The sequence below is a fragment of the Streptomyces sp. NPDC048416 genome, from assembly GCF_043200435.1.
Classification (GTDB): Bacteria; Actinomycetota; Actinomycetes; order Streptomycetales; family Streptomycetaceae; genus Streptomyces.
Map to the genome: position 1 here is coordinate 1 of NZ_JBICXU010000064.1, position 11,333 is coordinate 11,333.

The window sequence follows — 11,333 nt, forward strand, 5'->3', positions numbered from 1 at the left end:
GCCGACGTCCTCTTCGCGATGCTCCGAGACGGCACCTTCTACGAACCCCAGCCCGCCCCATCACCTTGACCAAACCCATAGGGGCACCCCCCCGGGTGATGTCGGCAACGCCGCGTCTCACCCACACCCCGTGCGGGGCAGGCTAGTTGACGTGGTCGGGGTCGGAGTGGGCGATCTGCTCGTAGAGCGGCTGGGCCTGGAACCAGCCCGCGAAGTGGCCGCCGAGCTGGCCTCGGGTGTGCAGCGCGGTCTCGCGGTCGATGTGCCGCGGGGTGCCGGCCGCCATGGCGAGGAGCTGCGCCTGGCAGGAGCGTTCCATCGTGATGAACCACCACACCGCCTCGGCGACCGAGTGCCCGACGGTCAGCAGTCCGTGGTTCTGGAGGATCACCGCCTTGTACGCCCCGAGCGCCGCCGCGATCCGCTTGCCTTCCTCCGCGTCGCTGACGACGCCCCGGTAGTCGTTGTAGAGGCCGTGGTCCTCGAAGAAGGCGCAGGCGTCCTGGGTGAGGGGGTCGAGCGGGATGCCGAGGGAGGAGAACGCCTTTCCGTGCAGGGAGTGCGAGTGGGCGGCGGCGATCGCGTCCGGGCGGGCCCGGTGGACGGCGCCATGGATGACGAACGCGGCGCGATTCACCGGGCGGGCGCCGTGCAGAAGGTTGCCCTCGTGGTCGACGAGGATCAGGTCGGAGGCCTTGATCCGGCCGAAACTCATGCCGAAGGGGTTCACCCAGAACCGGTCGGGGTGCTCGGGGTCGCGGACGGTGATGTGCCCAGCGACGCCCTCGGAGAAGCCGAAGCGGCCGAACAGCCTGAATCCCGCGGCGAGTTGTTCCTTGCGATAGCGGCGCTCCCGCTCGACATCCTCGAAGACCGGCGGCATGGGGACCGTGACCCCTGCGGGCAGCGGGCCCGCGGCGCCCGCGATCACATCGGCGGGCGGTGGAGCCGTGGCGTGGTCGGTCATGAGTGTTCCTCCTGAGGGAGTTTGTCGGGCGCACCGGGCGGAGCCCGGCCCATCCGGCGAGGCGCCGGGCGGGGCGTCACCGGGCGCGCCCAGGGGTTGCCTGGCGCGGCCGGGCGCCCTGCACGACACACGGGCCGCCGGACATGCCCATCGGATACATTCACGTATCCGATACGCGCCTGGATGCTTTCCGAGCGCGTCCGCGCTGTCAAGGGTTCCGGGAGGGGCACATGCCCAAGGGAACGACGAAGCGCCGGCCGCAGACGCTGGCCCGGCTGCTCGACGCCGCGCTTGAGGTGTTCGCCGAGGCGGGCTTCGGGGCCGCCAGGATCGAGGACGTCTGCCGACGCGCGGGCTACACCCGGGGCGCCTTCTACTCCAACTTCTCCTCCAAGGAGGAGCTCTTCTTCGCCCTCTTCGACGCGCACGCGGCGCGCGAACTGGAACGGATCGGCCGGCTGGCCGACGAGGTGGACGACCGCGACCTGTCCGCGCGCCGGATCGCCGCCCTGCTCGCGCACGTCGAGCCCGACGAGCGCACCTGGTTCCTCGTGACCACCGAATTCACCCTGTACGCGATCCGTCACCCGGAGGCAGCCGCCCGGCTCGCCGACCACGACGCCCGGCTGCGCGCGGAGGCGGCGGCGCTGCTCGGCCCCCTGCTGGCACGCGCCGGACTGCGACCGCGCGGAGACCTGGCCGAACTCGTACGGGTCGTGGTCGCGCTGCGTGAGGGTGCGCTGGGCCAGAGTTATGTGGAGCCGGACACTCTCGGGCCCGGCGCACTGGCGGAAAAGTTTCTTCCGTTCCTCGTCGAAGCGGTGACCGAACCTCTGCACCACCCACTCTGAACTGCCATTTCATCCGTCTTGGAGGCCGTTGTCAGTGGCCGGGTGCACACTGGCCACTATCCGGAACAACGGCGTTTTGGAGGGACCGGCATGACCGAGGTACTGCTCACCGTGGGTACGCGCAAGGGACTGTTTCTGGGCCGCAGGCGCGACGGGGCCTGGACGTTCGACGGCCCGCACTTCAATGCCCAGGCGGTGTACTCCATCGCCATCGACACCCGGCACTCGCCCGCGCCCCGGCTCCTGGTCGGAGGGGACAGCGCGCACTGGGGGCCGTCGGTGTTCCACTCCGACGACCTGGGCCGCAGCTGGACCGAGCCGAAGCAACCGGCCGTGAAGTTCCCCGAGTTCACCGGCGCCTCGCTCGAACGGGTATGGCAGCTGCGCCCGGCCGGGGCCGAAGCACCCGGCGTGGTGTACGCGGGCACGGAGCCGGCCGCGTTGTTCCGCTCCGAGGACGGCGGCGAGAGCTTCGATTTGGTCCGCCCGCTGTGGGAGCATCCGACGCGCTCGAAGTGGGTGCCCGGCGGAGGCGGCGAGGGACTGCACACCATCGTCACGGACCCGCGCGACAGCCGGGTCCTGACGGTCGCCGTGTCCACGGCGGGAGTGTTCCGCACCGAGGACGGCGGGGCGAGCTGGTTCCCCGCGAACAATGGCGTCTCGGCGGTCTTCCTTCCCGATCCGAACCCGGAGTTCGGCCAGTGCGTCCACAAGGTCGCCCAGGACGCGGCCGACCCGGACCGTCTCTATCTCCAGAACCACTGGGGCGTCTACCGCAGCGACAACGCGGGGCAGCAGTGGACGGACATCGGGGCGGGCCTGCCGTCCACCTTCGGCTTCGCGGCCGCCGCCCACCCCCGCCGCCCCGGCACGGCCTACGTCTTCCCGATCACGGCCGACTCCGACCGGGTCCCGGCGGACAACAAGTGCCGCGTCTTTCGTACGGAGGACGCGGGCAAGAACTGGCAGCCGCTGACCACGGGCCTGCCCCAGGAGGCCCACTACGGCACGGTGCTGCGCGACGCACTGTGCACGGACGACGCGGACCCGGCCGGCGTCTACTTCGGCAACCGCAACGGCGAGGTGTACGCGAGCGCCGACGACGGCGACAGCTGGCACCAGCTCGCCTCGCACCTGCCGGACGTGCTCTGCGTGCGGGCGGCGGTACTGAACTGAGCGGCCCGCGTGTTGTTCGGGGGCCGGCCCCCGAACAACCGGCTCCCCCACCCGGACCGCCTGCGGTGCGTCGGCCGCGTACGCGTCCACCCGGCGGCGCGTCTGCTCATCCCCCTCAAGGGCGTGGACCTTCAGCTCGACGATGACCGTGCACGCAACGCTCGTGACCATGGTGTCGGCCCGGGTGTCGCCCGGGCGCACGACTTCTGTGCGTACCTCCGCCGAAGCGGGAAGCGCCGCCGCGAGGTCGGCACGTCCCGCCCGGCGCAGCATGGCACCGAGCACCCTGGTGCCCAGACGGTGGCCGCCGCCCGGGTCGAGCAGCCACGCGATCACCTTCTGGTGATGGCGCTCCAGATGACCGATATCCAGCACCTCCAGCATCGTGGCCACTCCCGGCGACCAGAGCCCGGCCGCCCTCAATCGCTCCAGCTCGGCCGAGGCCGCGCCCGCCCAGCCGTCGCCCTGTATCTCACCTGTCAGAGATGCCGCTGGGCGCCTTCGCGGTCGAAGACCTGGAGGCGGCGAGGCAGGCCACGATCCACCGGGCTTCGTCCTCATCGACCTCGCCCCTGACCGCGACGACGGCGGTCATCGCGCCCTCCCAGTCGAACCACCCGTCCTCGTACGCACTGACCAGCGACCGGTATCCGGTGACCAGTGACGGGTCCGCGTACAGACCCGTGTCCGTGGGGATGACGACGCGTCGTTCACGGGGACGCCCGCCCGCGAGTTCCTGTTCGTAGGCGCTCGGCTTGCCGACCGGACGGCCACGACCAGCCGACGATGCCCGCGGTCAGCGCCCGCAGGGTGTGGGCGACGTCGCCCACACCGGTGGCCGGCCGGGCTGCCGAGGACGACCCCCGCCGATCCCACCCGGGGGCCGCTTCGAGTTCGTCGCGTCGTCGGTCAGGACGGGCAAATCGGCCATGGCCGAGTTCAGCGGTCAGGTCGTGAAATTGCCCGCCGGAAACCCTTGACAAAGAGCGGATCGACACTCATAGTTTACCGAGCTTCCCCAGTTTACTGAGTGAAATGAGTCTTGATGAGCGAAACTTCGCACACCCTCCACGTCGACCCCGAAGTGTTCGCCAAGCTCCAGTCCATGGCAGAGCCCTTCGTGGACACGCCGAACAGCACGCTGCGGAGACTGCTCGGCCTCTCCCCCGCTGCCACCGAGGGGCACACATCGTCCCCCTCCCCCCTCAGCCCGCCGCACTCTTCTCGCGACACGGCGCACTCGCTCGCCCCTCTCATCGAGGACGGCCGCCTGCATGTCGGGCAACGGCTCGTCTGGCACCGGCGCAACCTCGGCCGTACGCACCATGTGGTCGTCGTCGAGGGCGGCGGCCTCCAGCTCGACGACGGCACCGTCCACTACACGCCGTCCAGCGCGGCGACCGCGCTCGCGGGCAACCAACAGAACGGATGGAAGGTGCTCGCCACCGAGGCCGGCATCTGCTTGAAGGACCTGCGATGAATGCGCCGGGGCCTGCACCGTCGCGCCTCGCAGGACACGCAGGACACGCAGGGCGGTGCACGCGGTGCAACGTGCTGCCGTCGATCGGCGCGTGAGCTGCGGGCAACGGGCCGCAGCAGTGCCGCCGCCCTCCAGTACGGCGGGGGACACAACCCGGCTCCGAACACACGTGTCCGGGGCGCGCCCTACGGCAGTCGCCAGTCCACCGGCTGCGCGCCCTGCCCGAGCAGGAGTTCATTGGCCCGGCTGAACGGGCGCGAGCCGAAGAAGCCCCGGTCCGCCGACATCGGGGACGGGTGCGCGGACTCGATCGCCGGGAGGTCCCCCAGGAGCGGCCGCAGATTGCGCGCGTCGCGCCCCCACAGCACCGACACCAGCGGCTTGTCGCGCGCGACCAGCGCCCGGATCGCCTGCTCCGTGACTTCCTCCCAGCCCTTGCCGCGGTGCGCGCCCGGACTGCGTGGGGCTGTCGTCAACGCCCTGTTGAGCAACAGCACGCCCTGCTGCGTCCACGGCGTCAGATCACCGTTCGACGGCCTGGGCGATCCGAGGTCGGAGTGCATCTCGCGGAAGATGTTCTCCAGGCTCCCCGGCAGCGAACGCACCTCGGGCGAGACCGCGAAGCTCAGCCCGATCGCCATACCCGGTGTGGGGTAGGGGTCCTGGCCGACGATCAGGACCCGGACGTCGTCGAAAGGCTGCTGGAAAGCGCGCAGGACATTCGCCCCGGACGGAAGATACGTCCGGCCGGCCCCCACCTCGGCCCGGAGGAAGTCCCCCATGGCCGCGATGCGTTCGGCCACAGGCTCAAGAGCCTTGGCCCAGCCTGCTTCAACGAGTTCATGCAAAGGTCGTGGTGCCACGGTGCCTCACTCTACTGGTGGACACCGCGCCCTCGCACGACACCGGTACCCCACTCACGGCCGCCGTTGCTGGCGCTACTCTCCTCCTCGTCGAGATCATCGAACCCGTCGAGCGGATCACGCAGCCGCTCATCGGGGAGGGAGCCGGTCGCCGGGAAGGGCAGTCGGTGGCCGGGGAGGAGGGCAGCCCGTTGCGTCCAGTGACCAAGTCACCAGGCCATGGCCGTCGCGTCTGGGCCGTGTCTCGTACGCATGACGCGACTGCTGCAACTCCCGTACGCGCGCAGGGTCTGTCGTCGTCGGTGGCGCCCGAGGTGCGGGACGCCTGCGATCCGCGACCGCCGCTCGGTGGCCTCCCCGCGATCGGATCCGCCCGCCCCTCCCCCCTGTCGGCCGGCGGCCACCTCCTCGGCTCACGGCGTTTCAGCCGTACGAACGAACGTCTGGAGGGCCGGTGCGCCCGGCCCGTCGGCCGGCGACTGCCGTGAGGGACGGCGGAGCGCCCTGGGTGCTCGGGGTCGACTCCGGAGGGTCGGGCGTGCGGTTCGCGCTGCGCCGGGCCGAGCCGGGGTCCATGGCCGAGGTGGTCACATCGAAGGAACCCGTAAGGACCGGCCCCGCCGGCATCGACGCCAAGCACCTCCTCGATCAACTCTTCCCCGCTGTCGAGGAGTTGACGGTACGCACCGGGGCGGACCGGATCACGGCCGTCGCCGTCGGAGCGGCCGGGATGGCCACGCTCGGGGACGGGCTGCGGGCCGGACTGCCGGGCGCCCTGTCCCGCGCGCTCGGCGTACGCAGGCTCGCTCTGGCCGCGGACGCGGTCACCGCCTACGCGGGCGCGCTCGGCCTGCGGGCCGGGGTGGTCGTCGCCGCCGGGACCGGGATGATCGCGCTCGGCACGGACCTCACGACGTGGCGTCGGGCCGACGGCTGGGGCCATCTGCTGGGCGACTGCGGGAGCGGCGCCTGGATCGGCCGGGCCGGTCTGGAGGCGGCGCTGCGCTGCCACGACGGCCGGCCGGGTGGTTCGGCTGCGCTGCTCGCCCGCCTCAAGGCGGTGTTCGGTGCGCCGGCGGAACTGCCGGCGCTGCTGTATCCGCGGGGCGACCGGCCCGCCGTGCTGGCCTCGTTCGCGCCCGAGGTCGCCGGCTGCGCGGGCGCCGACCCGGTGGCCGCCGCCATCCTGCGCGACGCCGCCGGGCATATCGCGCAGACCGCCGCCGCGGCCTGCCCCCCGGGCACCGACGGCGCGCCGCATCTGGCGCTCACCGGCGGCCTGTTCAAGGTGGGCGACCCCCTTCTCGTACCGCTGCGCGAGGAGTTGGCACGGCGGCTGCCGCAGGCGCGCACCGTCGAGGCGGCCGGGGATCCGCTGGAGGGCTGTCTGCTCATCGCGGCGAGCCTCGCCGAGGGGGATCTGCGACTTCCGCGGGAGTCACAGATGTTGTGGAGCACGATCGAGTGAGTGCCCAGACGGATCAGGACAGTTGATCTTTATGCCACTCTCCGGGTAAATCGGGACAGATACCGCTCAGCTGTCCCCTCCCCGAACAGTCGCCCATGCAAAACCAGTAGCATGCGACGCCATGAGCACCCCCACTGGGCCGGCATCCGGCCTGCCCGTACGAATGCCGCGACCCCGCCAGTCCGGCCGGCACCGCCGCCCGGAACCGGTGGTTGCTCCGGAGGGCGCGCCCGCGCTCGTTCTCGCCGTTCCCGGCGCTCCCGGGCCCGCCGTGCGCAGCCTCGCCGACGAGGTCATCAGCATCGCCCGCTCCGAGCTGCCCGGCCTCCACGCCCGCATCGGCTACCTGGACAGCACCGAAGCCGACTCCGCCGAGTACCCCACGCTCGACGCCGTTCTCACCCGCATCGCCGCCGAGCGCGCCGCGCGCGTCGAGCAGGCGCGCGCGGCGGGCCGCGAGGCCGGCGAGCCCGGGGGGCCGGACGCGGTGGTCGTTCCGCTGCTCGCGGGTCCCGACAGCGCCCTGATCCGCCGCATACGGCAGGCCGTCATGGACAGCCGGGCCGCCGCCGAGCTGACCGATGTGCTCGGCCCGCACCCGCTGCTCGCCGAGGCCCTGCACGTGCGTCTCTCCGAGGCAGGGCTGGCCCGTGCCGACCGCGCCCGGCTGTTCACGGTCGCGACGGCCGCCGACGGGATCATCCTGGCGACGGTGGGCGGCGAGGAGGCCGTGCAGGCCGCCGGCATCACCGGCATGCTGCTGGCCGCGCGCCTGGCCGTGCCGGTCATGGCCGCCGCGCTCGACCAGGAGGGCGCCATCGCGGCCATGGCCGCCGAGCTGCGCGGTTCCGGTTCGATGCAGCTCGCGGTCGCGCCGTACCTGATCGGGCCCGAGGTGGCCGAAGGGCTGCTCGACGCCGCCGCCAAGGAGGCCGAGTGCTCGGCCGCGGAGGCGCTCGGCGCCTACCCGGCCATCGGCAAGCTGGTGCTGTCGAAGTACGCGGCCGCGCTGGGCATCACCCCGCAGGCGCAGGGCTCCGCGGTCCACTGACCTTCGTACGGCGTCGTACCCATGACGTGGGAGCGGGGCCCGCACCGGACGACCGGTGTGGGCCCCGCTCGCATGCCCGGGAATGCGGGCCCCGCTCGCATGCCCGGGGACGCCGGTCAGCAGAAGACCACGCATGAGGCGGCGGGCGCCTCGATGGAGCCCGCCAGGGCGGGGATGCCGGTGGCCGCGTCGATGGCGAACCAGGTCACGTCGCCGGAGCGTTCGTTGGAGGCGTACAGACGGCGTCCCGAGGGGTCGAGGGTGAGGTCGCGCGGCCAGTGGCCGCCGCAGGCCACGCCGGTGACGAGGCGGGCCTCCTCGCCGGTCTCGTCCAGCGCGAGGACGGCGATGGAGTCGTGGCCTCGGCAGGCGACCCACAGAAAGCGTCCGTCGTGGCCGACGACGGCCTCGGAGGGGTAGATCTCGCCACGTACGCCGTGCGCGACGACGGCCGTCTCGCCGAGCGGTTCGAGGACTCCGCTCCCGGCGTCCCAGCGGCACACGGTGAGCGTGGGCGCCAGCTCGTTGACGACGTACGCGTGCCGCCCGTCGGGGTGGAAGGCGAGGTGCCGTGGCCCGCTGCCGGGCCGCAGCGCGGCTTCCGCATGCAGGCGCAGGGCGCCGGTTTGCCGGTCGAGTTCGCAGACGCGTACGGAGTCGGTGCCGAGGTCGACGCTGACGACCCAGCGGCCGCTCGGGTCCGCGAGCACCTGGTGGGCGTGCGGTTCCCGCTGGCGGTCGGGATCGGGGCCGCAGCCGTGGTGCGCCAGGACGGACGCGGCCGGACCCGGGCCGCCGTCCGGGCGGAGCGGCAGGGCGGTGACACTGCCGGACTCGTAATTGGCAGTGAGGAGGTGCCCGGCGGCGAGGGCGAGGTGGGTGGGGCCCGCGCCGTCCACCGGGACGGGCTCGCCCAGAAGCCGGGGCTCCGGGCCGGTGATGTCGAAGGCGGCGGCCCGCCCGTCGGAGGTCTCCCCCACGGCGTACAGGACGCTTCCGTCCGGCGAGGAGACCAGGAACGACGGGTTGGCGACGGCGGCCGTCGACCCGAGCGGGCTGAGCGCCCCCGTCTCCTGGTCCACGGCCGCCACGGTCACCCCGCGCCCGCCCGCCGTGGTGAACGACCCGATGAACGCCCGCGCGGCCCTGTCCGTGCCCACCGTGCAACCCCTCTCCGTCGAAGCGGCACCCCACGACCCGAGGCCCGCCCGCACACCGCTGTACTGCGGCGACCGTAGCAGGAGGTCTGGACCAACCGGGTGCAGCGGCCCGCCCGTTGGAAACGGTCCCGCCGCCGCGCAGCCCGTCCCGGGGCGGGCGGCGGCGGACTTCGGGTGCCGGGAGGGCACAGTGCGGGCGCGGGGCGGGCGCGGGGCGGGTCGGACGTCGGACGCCGTGCCGGCCAGGCCTCGGACGCGGGTGCGGTGCGCGTCAGGCGTCGGACGCGGCGCCGGTCAGGCCCTGGACGCAGGTGCGCGTCAGAGGTCGGACGCGGTACCGGTCAGGCCTCGGACGCGGCCGGTCAGGCCTCGGCCAGGGGGGATCCCGGGGCGGCCTGGAGCGGGCTTCCCAGGTTCACCAGGGCTCGCTCCAAGGCATGCAGATGGGCGAGCGCCGGGTGTTCCGTGACGGCGGGGGCGTGGTCCGGCGTCATGGGGCGGGCCGACGTGCTCGGCGTCGTCGGGGTGGAGACGATCACGGCCACGGCGGCTTCCACCCGCTCGCACGCGGCGGTCAGCCGCTGGTCGTGGGACGCTTCGGCGTCCGCGGCCGTCGCGGCCAGACCGCGGGCTTCGCGTGCGCAGTCGTCAAGGTATCCCAAGACCTGCCGGGCCCGTGCTTTGCGGGCCCGCAGGGGGTTGAGCGGGTGCACCAGGGGGGCCAGCGAGAGCCTGACCCTGGCCAGGGTGAGCTCCAGTTCCGTGATGTGCGGCAGCGGGTCCGCGTCCTCACCGGCGAGGCGGGCCGCCGCGGCGCCGGCGGAGGCCCGGACGCTGTGCAGCGCATGCCGCACCCAGGCGTCCGTCGTGGCGTGTGTCGTGATCGGCAGGACGATCAGCACGGCGAGAACGGATCCCGCCATGCCGACCCCCGTCTCGAAAAAGCGCAGAGCGAGCAGGTCGGTGTTCAACACACCCAGGAGACCGTAGAGCAGGCTCGCCATGACGGTGACCGAAAGCATCATCCACGTGTAGGAGACGGGAGCCGCGTAGAAGATCCCGAAGATGCAGAGGGCGATCAGTACGGCGGTGGCCGTGGGCTCGCCGTGCAGCGGCAGGGCCACCGCGAGGCCCACGCCGACGCCGATGACGGTGCCCAGCACCCGGCGGAAGCCACGGACCAGGGTCTCGCCGCGTGACGTGGTGTTCACGAAGATCCACCAGGTCGCGCCCACGGCCCAGTACCAGCGGTCCTGCGACAACGCCTGGCCCACCACGAGGGCGAATCCCGCGCCGACCACGGCCTGCACGGCCTGCCGCGTCGTCGCCCGGTACAGACCGCGGCCCGGCTCGGGCGCCGGCACGGCGCCAGGCCCCGGCCGGCCGCGTTCGTAGCACCACGCGCCGAACCGTACGGCCGCGGCGACGGCGAGGGAGAGCAGGACCGCCTCGTACAGTTCGGGCAGTTGGCCCGGCACCATGTGCAGGAACTGCGCCACGAAGAAGGCCATGAAGGCGAACACGCCGAGCGCGTGGCCGCGCGGGCCCCAGCGGCGTGCGTAGACGCCCGCGCCCACGATGGCGAGGAACGCCAGGTCGCGCGCCCACGGATGGCCATGGAGCACGGCGGCAAGGGCGTAGACCGGCAGGCCGACCACCGGCAGCAGAGCGGTGGTCACCGCCTGGCCCCGCACGGTGGGATCCGTCACGGTGAAGAGAGCCAGCAGGGCCGACAGGCCGCCTGCGATGGCGGCCACGAGTGAGTGGGCGGCCAGGCCGGACGCCACGACCGCGAGGCCGATCCCCAGGACGGCGCGCGTCGCGCTGCGCAGCCGCAACCTCCCCGGGTCGGGGGCCACGAACACCCTCTTCACCACAGACCCACTGCTCCTTTCTCGGCCGGACATGAGAAAGGCGCTGCGGAGACCACAGCGCCATCGACCCATCCATGACATCACTTCCCGGCCCAATGGCTCAACTCGACTCCTGAGGACTGGGCCAATGGTGCAGGCTTTCAGGGATTCTCGTATCCATGGGGGCCCATCGGCCCACCGCGGGCGCCGACCACCCCGCCTCTGGCGCCCGCCGCCGGATCCCGCCTCAGTGCCGGACGAGACAGAACGGGCCCCACCGGATCGGGCGAAGACGCGCCGCCTCCGCGGCCCCGTCACCTTCGTCGAGCAGGATCGCGCGGGCAGGCCGGCAGCTGGGGCGGGGAGGGACCTAGACGAGTCATTCCGAATGCTGACGGTGCGTCCGGGAACGCGGACAGGGCGTCCAAGATCGTTGTGTGACGAACAACCTGGACGCCCTG

The 11,333-nt window shown here is 72.6% G+C and carries 11 protein-coding genes and 1 pseudogene; 6 read left to right on the forward strand and 6 right to left on the reverse strand.

Annotated features, from left to right (window positions below; genetic code table 11):
• Positions 1-142: 142 nt before the first annotated feature.
• Entirely contained in the window at positions 143-967 is an 825-nt protein-coding gene (locus ACGFW5_RS35085) for a class II aldolase/adducin family protein (protein WP_393838415.1), read from the reverse strand.
• A gap of 230 nt (positions 968-1,197) precedes the next feature.
• On the opposite strand from ACGFW5_RS35085, the gene ACGFW5_RS35090 reads away from it, so the two are divergent.
• Both ACGFW5_RS35090 and ACGFW5_RS35095 read left to right on the forward strand, forming a co-directional pair.
• A complete protein-coding gene (locus tag ACGFW5_RS35090; RefSeq protein WP_393838416.1) occupies positions 1,198-1,818 on the forward strand; it encodes a TetR/AcrR family transcriptional regulator in 621 nt (206 codons plus the stop codon).
• Between the two features lie 90 nt (positions 1,819-1,908).
• Entirely contained in the window at positions 1,909-2,997 is a 1,089-nt protein-coding gene (locus tag ACGFW5_RS35095) for a WD40/YVTN/BNR-like repeat-containing protein (protein WP_393838417.1), read from the forward strand.
• A 108-nt stretch (positions 2,998-3,105) separates the two neighbouring features.
• On the opposite strand, the pseudogene ACGFW5_RS35100 reads toward ACGFW5_RS35095, so the two are convergent.
• Positions 3,106-3,381, reverse strand: a pseudogene (locus ACGFW5_RS35100) (PD-(D/E)XK nuclease family protein); the annotation flags it as partial.
• A gap of 88 nt (positions 3,382-3,469) precedes the next feature.
• Positions 3,470-3,592, reverse strand: coding sequence for a hypothetical protein (locus ACGFW5_RS35105; RefSeq protein ID WP_393838418.1), 123 nt, complete (start codon positions 3,590-3,592; stop codon positions 3,470-3,472).
• A gap of 450 nt (positions 3,593-4,042) precedes the next feature.
• On the opposite strand from ACGFW5_RS35105, the gene ACGFW5_RS35110 reads away from it, so the two are divergent.
• Entirely contained in the window at positions 4,043-4,477 is a 435-nt protein-coding gene (locus ACGFW5_RS35110; RefSeq protein ID WP_393838419.1) for a hypothetical protein, read from the forward strand.
• Positions 4,478-4,662: 185 nt separating this feature from the next.
• Here ACGFW5_RS35110 and ACGFW5_RS35115 read toward each other — a convergent pair whose 3' ends face one another.
• Positions 4,663-5,340: a uracil-DNA glycosylase gene (locus ACGFW5_RS35115; protein WP_393838420.1), complete on the reverse strand. Its 678-nt coding sequence runs from the start codon at positions 5,338-5,340 to the stop codon at positions 4,663-4,665.
• Positions 5,341-5,357: 17 nt separating this feature from the next.
• Between ACGFW5_RS35115 and ACGFW5_RS35120 the strand changes: the two genes are divergently transcribed.
• The 3 genes from ACGFW5_RS35120 to ACGFW5_RS35130 all read left to right on the forward strand — a co-directional run bounded on the left by ACGFW5_RS35120 (position 5,358) and on the right by ACGFW5_RS35130 (position 7,859).
• Positions 5,358-5,828: a hypothetical protein gene (locus ACGFW5_RS35120; RefSeq protein ID WP_393838421.1), complete on the forward strand. Its 471-nt coding sequence runs from the start codon at positions 5,358-5,360 to the stop codon at positions 5,826-5,828.
• A 20-nt stretch (positions 5,829-5,848) separates the two neighbouring features.
• Positions 5,849-6,808, forward strand: coding sequence for an N-acetylglucosamine kinase (locus ACGFW5_RS35125; protein ID WP_393838422.1), 960 nt, complete (start codon positions 5,849-5,851; stop codon positions 6,806-6,808).
• 121 nt (positions 6,809-6,929) lie between these two features.
• Positions 6,930-7,859, forward strand: a complete 930-nt coding sequence (locus ACGFW5_RS35130) for a sirohydrochlorin chelatase (RefSeq protein ID WP_393838423.1) — start codon at positions 6,930-6,932, stop codon at positions 7,857-7,859.
• 116 nt (positions 7,860-7,975) lie between these two features.
• Here ACGFW5_RS35130 and ACGFW5_RS35135 read toward each other — a convergent pair whose 3' ends face one another.
• Both ACGFW5_RS35135 and ACGFW5_RS35140 read right to left on the reverse strand, forming a co-directional pair.
• Positions 7,976-9,019, reverse strand: coding sequence for a lactonase family protein (locus ACGFW5_RS35135; protein WP_393838424.1), 1,044 nt, complete (start codon positions 9,017-9,019; stop codon positions 7,976-7,978).
• A 362-nt stretch (positions 9,020-9,381) separates the two neighbouring features.
• Complete coding sequence (locus tag ACGFW5_RS35140; RefSeq protein WP_393838425.1) at positions 9,382-10,896, reverse strand: FUSC family protein; 1,515 nt, start codon at positions 10,894-10,896, stop codon at positions 9,382-9,384.
• Positions 10,897-11,333: the final 437 nt, after the last annotated feature.

Coding starts and splice junctions, on each gene's coding strand:
- ACGFW5_RS35085 (WP_393838415.1), bottom strand. CDS start 967: ATGACCGACCACGCCACGGCTCCACCGCCCGCCGATGTGATCGCGGGC.
- ACGFW5_RS35090 (WP_393838416.1), top strand. CDS start 1,198: ATGCCCAAGGGAACGACGAAGCGCCGGCCGCAGACGCTGGCCCGGCTG.
- ACGFW5_RS35095 (WP_393838417.1), top strand. CDS start 1,909: ATGACCGAGGTACTGCTCACCGTGGGTACGCGCAAGGGACTGTTTCTG.
- ACGFW5_RS35105 (WP_393838418.1), bottom strand. CDS start 3,592: ATGACCGCCGTCGTCGCGGTCAGGGGCGAGGTCGATGAGGACGAAGCC.
- ACGFW5_RS35110 (WP_393838419.1), top strand. CDS start 4,043: ATGAGCGAAACTTCGCACACCCTCCACGTCGACCCCGAAGTGTTCGCC.
- ACGFW5_RS35130 (WP_393838423.1), top strand. CDS start 6,930: ATGAGCACCCCCACTGGGCCGGCATCCGGCCTGCCCGTACGAATGCCG.